Raw genomic sequence first — 16,621 nt, forward strand, 5'->3', positions numbered from 1 at the left:
CCCCCCCGGGTCATCCCTCCCACCAGCAGAACCGCCCGGGGCGGCCGGTCCTCCTGACGGCAGGTCGACCGCTCGCCGCCCTTGCGCTCTCCTCGTCCCTTTCTCGACGCGCGCCTCTGCCCACCCCCGCAGCCGCGCCGTTCCCCCTCCCCGGCCCCTCCTGACGGCCGGTCGACCGCTCGCGCTCGTGTCGCGCAGCGTCATCGGGCCGTCACGCGGGTAGGACTGTGGTCGTCCCGAACTGGCGTTGCCGAGACATCGCAGGAGCCGCGAGTGGCCGCTTATCTCGACCGTGACGGAGCCGACGGGCTCAAGGTGCCGGCGCAGGACGCTCCGGCCCCGCCACCCGAACTGGTGGCGCTGGCACAGGCGCACGGGGTCGATCCGAAGGACCCGGGGCCCGGCGGGGTGCCGGTCGGCGCGCGGACACTGGTGGCGGTGCTGCGGGCGCTCGGAGTCGAGGCCGGGACGCCGGAGGAGGTGCGGGCGGCGCTGGACCGTCACCGGGCCGAGCAGCAGGCCCGGTTGCTGCCGCCCTGCGTCGTCGTCCGCCAGGGGCGCCGCACCGCGCTCGACGTCCCCGCCGACGCCCGCCTCCACGTCGAGCTGGAGGACGGCGGCGTGTGGGAACTGCCCCGCGGCCACTCCCACTGGCTCCCGGCCGACCTGCCCCTCGGCCGGCACGTCCTCACCGCCGAGTGCGCCGGCGGCACGGCGCGCGCGGCCCTCGTCGTCGCCCCCGACAAGCTCCCCGAACTCCCCACCCGCAGCTGGGGCTTCCTCGCCCAGCTGTACTCCCTCCTCTCCGAGCGGTCCTGGGGCATGGGCGACCTCGGCGACCTCGCCGACCTCGCCCAGTGGGCCGGCGCCGACCTCGGCGCGGGCTTCGTCCAGATCAACCCCCTCCACGCCGGCCTCCCCGGCGCCCCCTCCGACCCGTCCCCGTACCGCCCCTCCTCCCGCCGCTTCGCCGACCCCGTCCACCTGCGCGTCGAAGCCGTCCCCGAGTACGCCTACCTCGTCGGCGACCAGCGCGCCGAGGCCGAGGAACTCGGCCGCCGGGCCGCCCGGCTCCGCGCCGAAGTGCTCGCGCACGACGGCCTGATCGACCGGGACGCCGTCTGGGCGCTCAAGCGCGAGGCGCTGGAACTGCTGCACGAGGTCCCGCGCGGCACCGGCCGCGACGCCGCGTACCGGGCCTACCTGCGCCGCGAGGGCGAGTGGCTGGAGCGGTACGCGCTGTGGAACGCGATCGCCGAGGAGCACGGCCCCGACTGGCACGCCTGGCCCAAGGGGCTGCGCCACCCGGACGGGTCCGGGACCGAGCGCGCCCGCAAGGAGCTCGCCGACCGGGTCGAGTTCCACCGCTGGCTCGCCTGGCAGGTCGACCAGCAGCTCGCCGCCGCCAGGGCCGCCGCCGACGGCGCCGGCATGCCGGTCGGCCTCATCCACGACCTCGCGGTCGGCGTCCACCCGGACGGCGCCGACGCCTGGGTGCTCCAGGACGTGCTGGCGGGCGGCATCTCGGTCGGCGCCCCGCCGGACGCCTTCAACGCCCACGGCCAGGACTGGGGCCTGCCGCCCTGGCGCCCCGACGCCCTCGCCGCCGCCGGCTACGCCCCGTACGCGGAACTGCTGCGGGCCGCCGCCCGGCACGCCGGCGCGGTGCGGATCGACCACGTGATGGGGCTGTTCCGCCTGTGGTGGGTGCCGGAGGGACACGCGCCGACGGAGGGCGCGTACGTCCGGTACGACGCCGAGGCCATGCTCGGCGTGCTCGCGCTGGAGGCGCACCGCGCCGGGACGGCGGTGATCGGCGAGGACCTCGGCACGGTCGAGCCGGGCGTCCGCGAGGAACTGGCCGAGCGCGGGATCCTCGGCACGTCCGTGCTGTGGTTCGAACGGGACTGGGCGGCCGGCGGGGAGGTCCTGCCACCGGACCGCTGGCGGCGCGGCTGCCTGGCCACCCTCACCACCCACGACCTGCCCAGCACGGCGGCCCGGCTCTCCGGCGAACACGTCGAGCTGCGCCACCGGCTGGGGCTGCTGGCCCGGCCGCTGGGGGACGAGCAGGCGGAGGCGGCGGCGGAGCTGGCCGAGTGGCGGGCGGCGCTGACGCGGCTGGGGCTGCTGGCGCCGGGGGAGCCGCTGTCGATGCCGGTGCTGTACCGCTTCCTGGGCGCCACCGGGGCCGGGCTGGTGGGCGTGTGGCTGCCCGACCTGGTCGGCGACCCGCGCCCGCAGAACCTCCCCGGCACATGGGACCAGTACCCGAACTGGCGCCTCCCGATCGCCGACGGCGCCGGCCACCCGGTGACCCTGGAAACCCTCGCCACCACCCCCGCCGCCCCCTTCCTGTCCCACCTCCTGGCCCCCACCCCTGCCCGGAGCCCCATGAGGCCCACCCCGACGCGCGCCACCCCATAAGCCCCGGGTAAGTTGGAAAACGTGGACAAGAGGAACGCTTTGCGAGCCGGCGCGGTCTCCGCAACGGTCACGCTGATGATGCTGCTGTCGTCGCCCGCCATGGCCCTCACCCGGGACGACGGCGACGACCCGGGTTCCGGCCTCGGCGTCGGCCAGACCATCGGCCTGTACGTGCTGATCCCGATCGCGGCCTTCGCGATCATCGCCGCCCTCGCGGGCCTGCCGTACGGCAAGGGCAAGAAGAAGTAGCCGACGGCCCCCGCGGCCGTCCACCAGTAAGACCCGCACCAACGCCGAAGGGGCGCCGGACCGAGTCCGGCGCCCCTCCGCGTTGTCCGGGCCTAGCGCGCCCCGGCCGCCCGGTCGGCGGCCTGCGCCCGCAGCGCCCGCTCGACCCCGGCCCTCGCCTCGACGACCTGGCGCCGCAGCGCCGGCGCCGGCTCGGCCGCGGCCAGCCACGCGTCGGTGGCGTCGACCGTCGCCTGCGACACCTGCAGCGCCGGGTACAGCCCGCCGATGATCTGCTGCGAGATCTCGTGGCTGCGGGTCTCCCAGACGCCCTTGACGGCGTCGAAGTACTTCGCCGCGTACGGTGCGAGCAGCTCCCGCTGGTCGGCCTGCTGGAAGCCGGCGATGGTGGCCTCCTGCACGTAGTTGGTGAGCGTGTCCGACTCGACGACCGCCGCCCACGCCTGCGCCTTGGCCTCGGCGGTGGGCCGGGCCGCACGGCAGGTGGCGGCGTGCTCCTGGCCGGCCGCGGTGTTGTCGCGCGCCAGCTCGGCGGCGACGGCCGCCTCGTCGGCGCGTCCGGTGGCCGAGAGCCGGACCAGCAGGGTCCAGCGCAGCTCGGTGTCGACGGCCAGGCCCTTGATCTCGGTGGTCCCGGCGAGCAGCCCGGCGAGCAGGTCGAGCTGGGCGTCGGTGCGGGCGACGGAGGAGAGCGTGCGGGCCCAGGCCAGCTGGTGGTCGCTGCCGGGCTCGGCGGCCCGCAGGTGCTCCTCGGCGGCGGCGGCCCAGCGGGCGAGGCCCTCCTCGCGCCAGGCCGGGTCGGTGTAGGCGTCGAGGGCGAGCTTGACCTGCCGCTGCACGGACTGGACGACGCCGATGTCGCTCTCGCGCCCGATGCCGGAGAGCGCGAGCGCCAGGTAGTCGCGGGCGGCGAGTTCGCCGTCGCGGGTCATGTCCCAGGCGGAGGCCCAGCACAGGGCGCGGGGCAGCGACTCGGTGAAGGCGCCGAGGTGTTCGGTGACGACGGCGAGCGAGTCCTCGTCGAGCCGGATCTTGGCGTAGGAGAGGTCGTCGTCGTTGAGCAGGACGACGGCCGGCCGGTGCCGTCCGACGAGCTCCGGCACCTCGGTGCGCGGCCCGTCGACGTCGAGCTCGATCCGGTCGGTGCGCACCAGGGTGTCGCCGTCGGCGAGTTCGTACAGGCCGATGGCGATGCGGTGCGGGCGCAGCACGGCCTCGCCCTTGGCGCCGGCGGGGAGGGCGGGGGCCTCCTGGAGGACGGTGAAGGACTCGATCTCGCCGTCGGTGTTCAGGACGATCGAGGGGTGCAGCACGTTGATGCCGGCGGTCTCCAGCCAGGCCTTGGACCACGCCTTGAGGTCGCGTCCGCTGGCCTCCTCCAGCGCGCCGAGGAGGTCGCCGAGGCGGGTGTTGCCCCAGGCGTGGCGCTTGAAGTAGGCCTGCACGCCCTGGAAGAAGGCGTCCTGGCCGACGTAGGCGACGAGCTGCTTGAGCACCGAGGCGCCCTTGGCGTACGTGATGCCGTCGAAGTTGACCTGGACGTCCTCCAGGTCGTTGATGTCGGCCATGATCGGGTGGGTGGACGGCAGCTGGTCCTGCCGGTACGCCCAGGTCTTCATCTGGTTGGCGAAGGTGGTCCAGGAGTGCGGCCACCGGGAGCCGGGCGCCTCGGCCTGGCAGACGGCCTCGGCGAAGGTCGCGAAGGACTCGTTCAGCCAGAGGTCGTTCCACCACTCCATGGTGACGAGGTCGCCGAACCACATGTGGGCGAGCTCGTGCAGGATCGTCGCGGCGCGGGCCTCGTAGGCGGCGTCGGTGACCTTGGAGCGGAACACGTACTGGTCGCGCAGGGTGACGGCGCCCGCGTTCTCCATCGCGCCGGCGTTGAACTCCGGGACGAACAGCTGGTCGTACTTGGCGAACGGGTAGGGGTAGTCGAACTTCTCCTGGAAGTAGTCGAATCCCTGCTTGGTGACCTCGAACACGGCCTCGGCGTCGAGGAATTCGCGCAGCGAGGGCCGGCAGTAGACGCCGAGCGGCACCTTCTGGTCGCCGTTCTCGTAGCTGTCGAAGACGCCGACGTAGGGGCCGGCGATCAGCGCGGTGATGTAGGTGGAGATGCGGCCGGTCGGCTCGAAGGCCCACACCCGGGTGTCCCCGTCGCCGGTCGGCTGCGGCGTCGGCGAGTTGGAGACGACGACCCAGCCCTCGGGGGCGGTGACGGTGAAGGTGAACGCGGCCTTCAGGTCGGGCTGCTCGAAGTTGGCGAAGACGCGGCGGGCGTCCGGCACCTCGAACTGGGTGTACAGGTAGGTCTCGCCGTCGACCGGGTCGACGAAGCGGTGCAGGCCCTCGCCGGTGTTGGTGTAGGCGCAGTTCGCGACGACGCGCAGCTCGTTCTCGGCCGCGAGGCCCGGCAGCGGGATGCGGCTGTCGGCGAAGCTCGCGGGGTCGAGCGCGGCGCCGTTGAGGGTGATCTCCTCGACGCCCGGGGCGACGAGGTCGATGAACGTGTCCGCGCCGGGGGTCGTGGCGGTGAACCGGACGACGGTGGTGGACCGGAAGGTCCCGCCCTCGCGGGCGGTGCCGAGGTCGAGCTCGATGTCGTACGCGTCCACGTGCAGGAGGTCGGCCCGGGTGCGGGCCTCCTCACGGGTCAGGTTGGTGCCGGGCACTCGCTGAACTCCTTCGTCGGGCTGGTGTTGCGCATCTTCCCATGGGCAACGCGCGGGCCCGCCGAATAATCGCGGGCGGACGGCCCGGGCCGCGCAATGGCGGGGGACGACGAAGGAGGGGCGGGCCGGGGCCGAAGCCCCGACCCGCCCCTCCCCGGGAGCGACGTCAGTCCGTCGTCACTTCTTCGCCCACTTGGTGAGCGGCGAGTCCGAGCCGTACCGCGAGAAGGTGATGACCTCGCTGGCGTCCTGCGCCATCTTGTACTCGTTCAGGCTGGCGCCGATGTCCATGCCGTCCGGCATGGCCAGGGTCCCGAGGTCGGTCATCGAGCCGTCGGTCGGCGAGAGGGTCACGAGCCGGGCGGGCTTCTTGTAGCCCTGGGTGAGGATGGCGCGGACCTTGCCGTCCTTGTCGTACCCGGAGACGAGCCGGATGTCCTGGTTGGCCGTCGGGTTGGCGGCCGACCACAGTCGCTTGCCGGTGGTCAGGTCGTACGCGTTGACGGCGTCCTTGGTCCCGGTGACCTGCGCGTACAGGATGTTCCCGCTGACGACGTTCGCCCTGATCGCGTCGCTCAGGCCGGTCAGGCGCAGGCTGTCGGAGCCGGGCTCCTTGACCGACATCGGGTTGCCCGGCTTGTCGCTCTTGTCGAACGGCAGGACGTAGTCGCCGTTGGTGCCGTTGGTCATGAGCACCACCAGCGGATCCGCGGAGACGACCTTGTCGACCGCCTCGATGCTGCCGGCGAGCGCGAGCGGCGTGCTCTTCTGCGCGCCGGTCTCCGAGTCCACCACGTACAGCTGGGACTTCGGGCTGCTCTCGTAGCAGCGGTCGCTGATCACGATCTGGGCGGCGGCGGTGCGGCCCGTCACGGTGCAGCTGCTGTCGCGCGGCTTCCACGACCAGACGGTGCTGCCGTTGTCGATGCTGACCGCGCCGACCAGCCGGCCGCCGATCGCGACGACCTTGTCGGTGACGGACAGGGTCGGGGAGGAGAGCCGGTCGTTGGAGACCTTGACGCTCCAGGTCAGCTTGCCCGAGGTGAGGTCGACGGCGGCCATGGTGGAGCAGTCGCTGTCACCGGTGTTGAAGGCGACGGCGCCGATGTTCTTGGAGTTGGTGCTGTTCGACGCGGCGCACAGCTCCTTGGCGCCGTTCGGCACCGGGATGGACCACGCGGGCTTGCCGTCGGACAGGTTGTACGCGCGGATGCCGTTGGAGTCCACGCGCACGGCGAGCTTGTCGGTGGCCCAGATGCCGAGCATCTGGGTGCTGCCGTCCGAGTCGGTGGCCTTGGGGACGGACCAGGCGACGTTGTAGCTGGCACCGCTGCCGCCCGTGCCGCCGTTGCCGCTGGTGCCGCTGCTGGTCCCGGTGCTGGTGCTGCCGCCGTCGCCGGAGGTGCCGGTGGTGGTCCCGCCGGTGTTCGCGACCGGGTTGTCGGGGTTGTCCTTCTGCTGGAACAGCACGACCAGCGCGGCGACGATGGCGATCGCGAGCACGCCGCCGATGATGCCGCCCCACACCATGACGGGGTTGCGCTGCTTCGGCACGGCCGGCACCGGCGTGGTCGGGTAGGCGTAGCCGCTCTGCTGCTCCTGCGGGTAGCCGTAGCCGCCGCCGTAGGACTGCCCGGCGTCGGGCGCCTGGTAGCCGCCGGGCACCGGGTCGTACGGGCCGACGGGCGCGCCGGCCGGGGGCGGCGGCGGGGCCTGGGAGGGGAAGGCGGCGGCGGTCGGCGCGTAGGCCGGGCCGGTCGGCGGTGCGGCCGGCGGCGCCGCCGGCTGGGCCGGCGGTCCCGCGGGCGCCGCCGGTCCCGGGATCGCCGAGCCGTCCAGCTGCGTCATCTGGTCGGCGACGGCGGCCGGGTCGACGCCGGGCTGGCGCCCGAACGAGACGCCGCGGTGTTCCTGCGGGCCGCTGCCCGGTGTTTCGCCTGCCCCCGGCGTAGGGTGATCCCCTGCCATCTGATTCCCCGTCATGTCTGGATTCGTCCCCTGCCGGTACCGTCCGCGGTCCGGTGGGACGCGTGAGATTGGGCACCATGGTAGTGGTGACCGGTTTTCGGCTGTCGGCAGGAGCCCGAAAGCCCCCGGACCTCCCCGGGATCCCCCCACCACCTCAACCCCACCGTGACCTGACGACCCCGCCGGCCACCCGGGCCACGTCTCCTCCCGTTACCCCCACGGCCGCCCGCCGTCACCCTCGCCGCCCCCCGATCCGGCCTCCAGCACCCCCACCTCCCCACCCGGCCGCGCCCCCTCCCGTCGCCTCCTCCGCCGCCCGCCGTCACCCTCGCCGCCCCCCCCGATCCGGCCTCCAGCACCCCCACCTCCCCACCCGGCCGCGCCCCTCCCGCCGCCTCCTCCGCCGCCCGCCGTCACCCTCGCCGCCCCCTGATCCCGCCTCCAACACCCCCACCTCCCACCCGGAGCCGTAGGCTTCAGGAGTTGAAGGGGACGCCCGGCGGAGGGGTCCCCGCCCCTCTGGGATGGTGGATCATGGCGACGGACACACCGGGCTCGCAGTCATCGCTGCACCGGGCGAACCTGGAGCGCGTGCTGCGGGCCGTGCGGATGGCCGGCTCGCTGACCCAGGCCGAGATCGCCCGCGGCACCGGCCTCTCGGCGGCCACCGTCTCCAACATCGTGCGGGAACTGAAGGAGAGCGGCACCGTCGTCGTCGCCGACACCTCCTCCGGCGGCCGCCGGGCCCGCAGCGTCTCGCTCAGCGGCGACGCCGGCATCGTCGTCGGCATCGATTTCGGCCACACCCACCTGCGGGTCGCGGTCGGCAACCTCGCGCACCGGGTGCTCGCCGAGGAGAGCGCCCCGATCGACGTCGACGTCTCCGCCGCCCAGGGCTTCGACCGCGCCGAGGCCATGGTCGATCGGCTCCTGGCGCAGGCCGGCTTCCGCCCGGACAAGGTGATCGGCGTCGGCCTCGGCGTGCCCGGCCCGATCGACGTGGAGACCGGCGCACTCGGCTCCACCGCGATCCTGCCCGGCTGGACGGGCATCGCCCCCGGCCGCGAGCTGGCCGAGCGGCTCGGCATGCCGGTGCACGTCGACAACGACGCCAACCTCGGCGCGCTCGGCGAGCTGGTCTGGGGCGCCGGCCGCGGTCTGAGCGACCTCGCCTACATCAAGATCGCCAGCGGGGTCGGCGCCGGCCTGGTGGTCAACGGCCAGATCTACCGCGGCCCGGGCGGCACCGCCGGTGAGATAGGGCACATCACGCTGGACGAGGCCGGCCCGGTCTGCCGCTGCGGCAACCGCGGCTGCCTGGAGACCTTCGTCGGCTCCCGCTACCTGCTCTCCCTGCTCTCCTCGACCCTCGGCCCCGACCTCACCCTGCCCAGGGTGGTCGAGCTGGCCCACCAGGGCGACCTCGGCTGCCGCCGGGTGATCGCCGACGCGGGCCGGCAGATCGGCACCGGCGTCGCCACCCTGTGCAACCTGCTCAACCCGCGCCGGGTGATCCTCGGCGGCGACCTCGCCGAGGCCGGTGAGCTGGTGCTGGCCCCGATCCGGGACTCGGTCGCCCGCTACGCGATCCCGAGCGCCGCCCGCCAGCTGTCCGTGGTGCCGGGCACCCTGGGCGGCCGCGCGGAGGTGCTGGGCGCGCTGGCGCTTGTCATGAGCGAGATGGGGGAGTCGGGCGCCCTCGCCGCCGCCTCCGTCAATCGGAATTGACGCGACCCGCTCCCGCCCGGACCCCCGTCACCTCGGGGATCGTCCATGGCCGGCCGGTGGCACCGGGCGCGCCGCTCGGTGTCCGGCAGGCGGACATTAGACTCGACCGGTCGGCACCGACCACGACCGTCGCAGCGGACCGTCGAGGCGCACCGGCACACCGGGCAGCGACGCCCGTCGGACCGGCCGCGGTCCGCGAACACTGAACGAGGAGGAACGGGTGGCCCTGCTGACCCGCATTCGGGGACCGCGCGATCTCGACCGGCTCACGCCCGGACAGCTGGCCGCACTGGCGCAGGAGATCCGGACCTTCCTGGTGACGGAGGTCTCCAAGACGGGCGGCCACCTCGGCCCCAACCTCGGCGTGGTGGAGCTCACCATCGCGCTGCACCGGGTCTTCGACTCCCCGCGCGACCGCATCCTCTTCGACACCGGCCACCAGAGCTACGTCCACAAGCTGCTCACCGGCCGCCAGGACTTCTCGATGCTGCGGATGAAGGGCGGCCTGTCGGGCTACCCGTCCCGCGCCGAGTCCGAGCACGACGTGATCGAGAACTCGCACGCCTCCACCGTGCTCTCCTACGCCGACGGCCTGGCCAAGGCCAACCAGCTCAAGGGCAACAGCGACCCGGTCGTCGCGGTCATCGGCGACGGCGCCCTCACCGGCGGCATGGCCTGGGAGGCGATCAACAACATCGCCGACGCCACGGACCGCCCGGTCGTCATCGTCGTCAACGACAACGAGCGCTCCTACTCGCCGACCATCGGCGGCATGGCCAACCACCTCTCCACGCTGCGCACCACCCAGGGCTACGAGCGCTTCCTGTCCTGGGGCAAGGACGCGCTCCAGCGCACCCCGGTGGTCGGCCAGCAGCTCTTCGAGACGCTGCACGGCGCCAAGAAGGGCCTCAAGGACTTCATCGCCCCGCAGGGCATGTTCGAGGACCTCGGCCTCAAGTACATCGGCCCGATCGACGGCCACGACCTCACCGCCCTGGAGTCCGCGCTGACCAAGGCGCGCGGCTTCGGCGGCCCGGTGATCGTCCACTGCCTCACCGAGAAGGGCCGCGGCTACCACGCCGCCGAGAACAACGACGAGGACCGCTTCCACGCGGTCGGCGTGATCCACCCGGAGACCGGCCTGCCGATCAAGAGCGCGGGCAAGGACTGGACGTCCGTCTTCGCCGAGGAGATGGTCGCGATCGGCCGCGAGCGCGAGGACGTGGTCGGCATCACCGCCGCCATGCTCCACCCGGTCGGCCTGGCCCCGTTCGCGGAGGCCTTCCCGAAGCGGATCTTCGACGTCGGCATCGCCGAGCAGCACGCCGTCACCAGCGCCGCCGGCCTGGCCACCGGCGGCCTGCACCCCGTCGTCGCCGTCTACGCGACCTTCCTGAACCGCGCCTTCGACCAGGTCCTGATGGACGTGGCCCTGCACAAGCTGGGCGTCACCTTCGTGCTCGACCGGGCCGGCGTCACCGGCAGCGACGGCGCCTCCCACAACGGCATGTGGGACATGTCGATCCTGCAGGTCGTCCCGACCCTGCGCCTGGCCGCCCCGCGCGACGCCGACCAGCTGCGCGCCCAGCTGCGCGAGGCCGTCGAGGTCGAGGACGCGCCGACGGTCGTGCGCTACTCCAAGGGCACCGTCGGCCCGGCCGTCGCCGCCGTCGGCCGGGTGGGCGGCATGGACGTGCTGCGCGCCGCGGAGGAGTCCGCCGGGGCGCACCGCGCCGACGTGCTGATCGTCTCGGTCGGCGCGATGGCCGGCACCAGCCTGGAGGTCGCCGACCTGCTGGCCGCCCAGGGCATCACCGCGACCGTGGTGGACCCGCGCTGGGTCAAGCCGGTCGACCCGGCCCTGCCGGGCCTGGCCGCCGAGCACCGCGCCGTCGTCACGATCGAGGACAACGGCCGCGCGGGCGGCGTCGGCGCCGCCGTGGCGCAGGCGCTGCGCGACGCCGACGTGGACCTGCCGGTGCGCGACTTCGGCATCCCGCAGGAGTTCCTGGACCACGCGACCCGGGCCGAGATCCTGGCGGAGATCGGCCTCAACGCCCCGGACATCGCCCGCAAGGTGACCGCTCTGGTGGCCGGTCTGGACAAGGCCGCCACGGAGGCCCGCGTCGAGGCCTGAGCCCCGTCGCAGGGCCGTTTGCCCCAACTCTGTAACAGCTCGTCACAAGACGAGCCGATAATCGCACCGAAAGGCGGGACCGGCGCTGCCCGCGCCGATCCCGCCCGGTAGGTTGTGATGGTGCCGACCACCCCCACCCACCCCCGCCTCGCCGGGCTGGCCCAGCGCCTGCCCGAGCGCGTCCGTACCCACGTCACCACCGGGTACTGGACCAGGCTGGTGCCGGTGCTGGCACTGGTGGCGCTCGCCACCCACATCCCCTCGTTCGCCCGGCCGGTGTGGAGCCCCGACGAGGGCTTCCTGGCCACCCAGGCCCGGATGCTGGCCGACGGCGGGGTCCTGTACGACACCGTGGTCGACCGCAAGCCGCCGCTGCTGCCCTGGCTCTACCAGGCCTGCTTCGCCGTCTTCGGCTCCGCCTCGCTGTGGCCGCTGCGCACCCTCGCGGTGGTCGCCCACCTGGTCACCGCGATCCTGCTGGCCTCCATCGCCCGCGGCCGCTGGGGCAACCGGGCCGGCGCCGGCGCCGGGCTGCTCTACCTGCTGGTGTCCATCGGGCTCTCCCCGGAGGACACCCAGGCGGCGACCTTCGAGGTCTTCATGCTGCCCGCCATGGTGGCCGCCTTCCGCTACGCCGAGCGCCGCCGTTGGCTGGCCGCCGGCATCGCGGTCGCGCTCTGCTCGCTGACCAAGCAGACCGGCGGCGCGGTGCTGCTCCCGGTGCTGTGGATGCTCCTCCAGGACGCCCGCCGCCGCGGGGTGCGCTGGCCGCCCGCCCTGTTCAAGATCGGCTTCGGCTTCGCGCTGCCGATAGCGCTCGTCGCGGTCATCCTGACCAAGCCCAAGGGCTTCCTCTTCTGGGTGGTCACCGGCAGCGGGGACTACGCCTCCTTCGGCGGCGCCTGGCTGCAGATGACCGGCCGCGCGCTCGGCAACTCGGCCATCCTGGTCGCCGCCGGCCTGGGCTTCCTGCTCCCGGTGGGCCGGCGCCTGTGGCTCAAGCACCGCCACCGCCCGCTGCCGGTCGCCGGCGAGGAGCACGGCTCCACCGCCGACCTGTGGGTGTGGCTGCTCTCGTCGGTCGTCGCGGTCAGCGTGGGCTTCCACTTCTTCGGCCACTACTACCTCCAGCTGTTGCCGCCGCTGGTGCTCCTGGGCACCGGCGCGGTGGCCACCTCGGCGGTCCGCTGGAAGCCCGTCCTGGTGTACACGACGGTCGCCTCCACCGTCTTCTGGGGCCTCGCCCTGGCCTGGCCGGGGGAGCGGCTCAGCCGCACCACCGAGGTCGCCACCGCGGTGGCCGCCCAGACCACCCCGAAGGACACCGTGCTGGTCTGGGGCATGCACCCCGAGCTGTACTGGCTGGCCGACCGCAAGCCCGCCACCCGCTACCTGACCGCCGGCTTCCTCACCAACTACAGCGGCGGCAAGGACGGCAGCCAGAACGTCGGCGAGCAGTTCAGCGTCTCCAACGCCTGGCAGACCTTCGACAAGGAGCTGGCCAACGGCCTGCCCGAGGTCTTCGTCGACGACTCCGGCATCGCCCCCTACCAGCCCGTGATGGTCCCCAGGATCGAGAACCTGCTGGACACCCACTACGAGATGATCGGCGTCATCGGCGACACCGTCTTCTACCGCCTCAAGCACTGACCCCTGCCTGAAGCACTGGCCCCCGCCTCAAGCACTGACACCACTCCCGGCCCGACAGGCCGGGGGAACGCACGAAGGAGCCCCGGTGACCGTCCAGGTCACCGGGGCTCCGCCGTTCGTACGGGCTACGCCTTACGCGGGCACCGAGGCCACGCCGGGGGCGAGGAACCGCTTGCCGTTCACCCGCTCCGAGACGCCCTCACGGTCCAGGTACGGGGTGATCCCGCCCAGGTGGAAGGGCCAGCCGGCACCGGTGATCATGCAGAGGTCGATGTCCTGCGCCTCGGCGACGACACCCTCCTCCAGCATCAGGCCGATCTCCTGCGCCACGGCCTCCAGGGCACGGCTGAGGACCTGCTCCTCGGTGAGCACCGAGTCGCCGAAGGCCAGCAGCTCCAGCACCTCGGGGTCGAGGACCTGCTTGCCGTCCACCCAGGTGTAGAAGCCGCGCCGGCCGGCCTTGACCACCTTGCCGAGGTTCTCGGAGACGGAGAACCGCTCCGGGAAGGCGCCGTGCAGGGTCTCCGAGACGTGCAGCGCGATGGCCGGGCCGACCAGCTCCAGGAGCATGATCGGGGACATCGGCAGGCCGAGCGGCTCGACGGCCTTCTCGACGCTGGCGATCGGGGTGCCCTCGTCGATGATGCTCTGGATCTCGCCCATGAAGCGGGTCAGGATCCGGTTCACCACGAACGCCGGGGCGTCCTTGCACAGGACCGAGGTCTTCTTCAGCTTCTTCGACACCGCGAAGGCGGTGGCCAGCGAGGCGTCGTCGGTCCGCTCGCCGCGGACGATCTCCAGCAGCGGCAGGATCGCGACCGGGTTGAAGAAGTGGAAGCCGACGACCCGCTCGGGGTGCTTCAGCTTCGAGGCCATCTCGGTGACCGACAGCGAGGAGGTGTTGGTCGCCAGCACGCAGGTCGGCGAGACCACGTTCTCCAGGTCCGCGAAGACGGTCTGCTTGACGCCCATCTCCTCGAACACGGCCTCGATGACGAAGTCCGCGTCGCCGAAGGCGGCGGCCTTGTCGAGCGAGCCGGTGACCAGGCCCTTGAGGCGGTTGGCCTTGTCCTGGCCGATGCGGCCCTTGCCGAGCAGCTTGTCGATCTCGGCGTGGACGTAGCCGACGCCCTTGTCGACGCGCTCCTGGTCGATGTCGGTGAGGACCACCGGCACCTCCAGACGGCGGGCGAACAGCAGCGCCAGCTGCGAGGCCATCAGACCGGCGCCGACGACGCCGACCTTGGAGACCGGGCGGGCCAGCGACTTGTCCGGCGCGCCGACCGGGCGCTTGGCCCGGCGCTGCACCAGGTTGAAGGCGTAGATGCCGCTGCGCAGCTCGCCGCCCATGATCAGGTCGGCCAGGGCGGCGTCCTCGGCGTCGAAGCCGGCCTGCAGGTCCTGGTCCTTGACCTGGGCGATGATGTCCAGCGCCCGGTAGGCGGCCGGGGCCGCGCCGTGCACCTTGGCGTCGGCGACCAGGCGGCCCCAGGCGACGGCGTCGTCCCAGGCCTTGCCGCGGTCGATCGCCTCGCGCTCGACGGCCACGTCGCCCTTGAGGACCTTGGCCGCCCACAGCAGCGACTGCTCCAGGAAGTCGGCCGGCTCGAAGATCGCGTCGGCGATCCCCAGCTCGAACACGTCCTTGCCCTTGAGCTGCTTGTTCTGCGCCATCGAGTTCTCGATGATGACCTTGACGGCCTTCGCGGGGCCGATCAGGTTCGGCAGGATGGTGCAGCCGCCCCAGCCGGGGACGAGGCCGAGGAAGACCTCGGGCAGCGAGAACGCCGGGACGCCCGCCGACACGGTGCGGTAGTCGCAGTGCAGGCCGACCTCGACGCCGCCGCCCATCGCCGCGCCGTTGTAGAAGGCGAAGGTGGGGACGGGCAGCGCGGCGATCCGCTTGAAGACCTCGTGGCCGCCCTTGCCGATGGCGAGCGCGTCCGCGTGCTCCTTGAGCAGCTCGACGCCCTTGAGGTCGGCGCCGACGGCGAAGATGAACGGCTTGCCGGTGATCGCGGCGCCGACGATGGTGCCCTCGGCGGCCTCGGCCTCGACCTGGTCCAGCGCCTCGCTCAGCTTCAGCAGCGAGCCGGGGCCGAAGGTGGTCGGCTTGGTGTGGTCGAAGCCGTTGTCCAGGGTGATGAGGGCCAGCTTGCCGGCCTGCAGCGGCAGGTCCAGGTGGCGCACGTGCGCGGTCGTGACGACCTCGCCCGGGAACAGCTCGGCGCCCTGCTGGAGCAGCTCAGTGGTGTTGCTCATGCTCACTTACCACCCTCGACCTGAGACGACTTTTCCGCTCCGCTCCAATGCGGGTTCTCCCAGATGACGGTGCCGCCCATGCCGAAGCCGATGCACATCGTGGTGAGGCCGTAGCGGACGTCCGGGCGCTGCTCGAAGCGGCGGGCCAGCTGGTTCATCAGGCGGACGCCGGAGGAGGCCAGCGGGTGGCCGAAGGCGATCGCGCCGCCGAACGGGTTGACCCGCTCGTCGTCGTCCGCGATGCCGTAGTGGTCGAGGAAGGACAGCACCTGGACGGCGAAGGCCTCGTTGACCTCGAAGGCCTGGATGTCGTCGATGGTGAGGCCGGCCTTGGCCAGCGCCTTCTCGGTGGCCGGGACCGGGCCGATGCCCATGACCTCGGGCTCGACGCCGGCGAAGGCGTAGGAGACCAGGCGCATCTTGACCGGGAGGCCGAGCTCCTCGGCGACGTCCTCGGCGGCCAGCAGCGAGGCGGTGGCACCGTCGTTCAGACCGGCCGAGTTGCCCGCGGTGATGTTGCCGTGCGGACGGAACGGGGTCTTCAGGCCGGCCAGCGACTCCATCGTGGTGCCCGGGCGCATCGGCTCGTCCACGGTGGCCAGGCCCCAGCCGGTCTCGCCGACCTCGGGGTTGGTGTTGCGGATCGTGATCGGCACCAGGTCGGGCTGGATGTCGCCGTTGGCGTACGCCTTGGCGGCCTTCTCCTGGGAGCGCACGGCGTAGGCGTCGCAGCGCTCCTTGGTGATGTGCGGGAAGCGGTCGTGCAGGTTCTCCGCGGTCATGCCCATGAACAGGGCGGACTCGTCGACCAGCTTCTCGGAGACGAAGCGCGGGTTCGGGTCGACGCCCTCACCCATCGGGTGGCGGCCCATGTGCTCGACGCCACCGGCCACGACGATGTCGTAGGCGCCGAAGGCGATGCCGCCGGCCGTGGTGGTGACGGCGGTCAGCGCACCGGCGCACATGCGGTCGATCGCGTAGCCGGGCACGGACTTGGGCAGGCCGGACAGCAGGGCGGCGGTGCGGCCGATGGTCAGACCCTGGTCGCCGATCTGCGTGGTGGCCGCGATGGCGACCTCGTCGATGCGCTCGACGGGCAGGTTCGGGTTACGGCGCACGAGCTCCCGGATGCACTTGACGACCAGGTCGTCGGCGCGCGTCTCGTGGTAGATGCCCTTCGGGCCGGCCTTGCCGAACGGGGTGCGGACGCCATCGACGAAGACGACGTCCCTCGCGGTACGAGGCACGGGGGCTCTCCTCCCAGGGACCAACATTTGAGGTGGGCAGGCTGCCGCCGGCGAAGACCCGAGCGGCGCCGCTTCACCGCCATGCTACCGGTCGGTAACCAACCTGCCCAGGCCCCTCGGAGGGTTCACCCGGTGTGTCCCGCGACACGTCCGACCAGGACCGCTCCCCGGCGGCGGCTCCGGACGCGGGCGGGGGGGGGCCCGCCCGCAGCGGCAGGCGGCCGGGGCGCGGGGGGGGGGGTGGGGGGCCCGGGCCGCGGGGGGGGCGGGGCGGGCGG

Annotated in this window: 9 protein-coding genes; 5 read left to right on the plus strand and 4 right to left on the minus strand. The window is 72.9% G+C overall.

Annotation, left to right across the window (positions count from 1 at the left end; translation table 11 throughout):
- The first annotated feature begins 315 nt into the window (after positions 1–315).
- Together malQ and ACFV4F_RS29425 are read left to right on the plus strand one after the other, a co-directional pair.
- A complete protein-coding gene (malQ, locus tag ACFV4F_RS29420; RefSeq protein WP_380506943.1) occupies positions 316–2,427 on the plus strand; it encodes a 4-alpha-glucanotransferase in 2,112 nt (703 codons plus the stop codon).
- 21 nt (positions 2,428–2,448) lie between these two features.
- Entirely contained in the window at positions 2,449–2,676 is a 228-nt protein-coding gene (locus ACFV4F_RS29425; RefSeq protein ID WP_380441980.1) for a hypothetical protein, read from the plus strand.
- Positions 2,677–2,768: 92 nt separating this feature from the next.
- Here the strand turns inward: ACFV4F_RS29425 and pepN are convergent, their stop codons facing one another.
- Both pepN and ACFV4F_RS29435 read right to left on the minus strand, forming a co-directional pair.
- Positions 2,769–5,351 (minus strand): aminopeptidase N, encoded by a 2,583-nt coding sequence (pepN, locus tag ACFV4F_RS29430; RefSeq protein ID WP_380506935.1) that lies wholly within the window; start codon positions 5,349–5,351, stop codon positions 2,769–2,771.
- A gap of 177 nt (positions 5,352–5,528) precedes the next feature.
- Positions 5,529–7,319 (minus strand): PQQ-binding-like beta-propeller repeat protein, encoded by a 1,791-nt coding sequence (locus ACFV4F_RS29435; protein WP_380441984.1) that lies wholly within the window; start codon positions 7,317–7,319, stop codon positions 5,529–5,531.
- A 534-nt stretch (positions 7,320–7,853) separates the two neighbouring features.
- On the opposite strand from ACFV4F_RS29435, the gene ACFV4F_RS29440 reads away from it, so the two are divergent.
- The 3 genes from ACFV4F_RS29440 (at position 7,854) to ACFV4F_RS29450 (ending at position 12,834) form a co-directional block, all read left to right on the plus strand.
- Positions 7,854–9,047 carry an ROK family protein gene (locus ACFV4F_RS29440; RefSeq protein WP_380441986.1) on the plus strand — a complete coding sequence of 398 codons (1,194 nt, stop codon included), beginning with the start codon at positions 7,854–7,856 and terminating at the stop codon, positions 9,045–9,047.
- Between the two features lie 220 nt (positions 9,048–9,267).
- Positions 9,268–11,184, plus strand: coding sequence for a 1-deoxy-D-xylulose-5-phosphate synthase (gene dxs, locus ACFV4F_RS29445; RefSeq protein WP_380441988.1), 1,917 nt, complete (start codon positions 9,268–9,270; stop codon positions 11,182–11,184).
- Between the two features lie 117 nt (positions 11,185–11,301).
- Positions 11,302–12,834 carry an ArnT family glycosyltransferase gene (locus ACFV4F_RS29450; protein ID WP_380506938.1) on the plus strand — a complete coding sequence of 511 codons (1,533 nt, stop codon included), beginning with the start codon at positions 11,302–11,304 and terminating at the stop codon, positions 12,832–12,834.
- A gap of 132 nt (positions 12,835–12,966) precedes the next feature.
- On the opposite strand, the gene ACFV4F_RS29455 is transcribed toward ACFV4F_RS29450, so the two are convergent.
- On the minus strand, positions 12,967–15,096 hold the full coding sequence (locus ACFV4F_RS29455; RefSeq protein WP_380506941.1) for a 3-hydroxyacyl-CoA dehydrogenase NAD-binding domain-containing protein: 2,130 nt from the start codon (positions 15,094–15,096) through the stop codon (positions 12,967–12,969).
- Between the two features lie 2 nt (positions 15,097–15,098).
- Positions 15,099–16,343, minus strand: a complete 1,245-nt coding sequence (locus ACFV4F_RS29460; protein ID WP_363655388.1) for an acetyl-CoA C-acyltransferase — start codon at positions 16,341–16,343, stop codon at positions 15,099–15,101.
- Between the last annotated feature and the right edge of the window lie 278 nt (positions 16,344–16,621).

This window comes from Kitasatospora sp. NPDC059722, assembly GCF_042733235.1.
In the GTDB taxonomy this organism is placed as follows: Bacteria; Actinomycetota; Actinomycetes; order Streptomycetales; family Streptomycetaceae; genus Kitasatospora.

Excerpts from the sequence above, each read along its gene's own strand:
- ACFV4F_RS29435 (WP_380441984.1), bottom strand. The coding sequence starts at position 7,319 with ATGGCAGGGGATCACCCTACGCCGGGGGCAGGCGAAACACCGGGCAGC.
- ACFV4F_RS29440 (WP_380441986.1), top strand. The coding sequence starts at position 7,854 with ATGGCGACGGACACACCGGGCTCGCAGTCATCGCTGCACCGGGCGAAC.
- ACFV4F_RS29450 (WP_380506938.1), top strand. The coding sequence starts at position 11,302 with ATGGTGCCGACCACCCCCACCCACCCCCGCCTCGCCGGGCTGGCCCAG.
- ACFV4F_RS29455 (WP_380506941.1), bottom strand. The coding sequence starts at position 15,096 with ATGAGCAACACCACTGAGCTGCTCCAGCAGGGCGCCGAGCTGTTCCCG.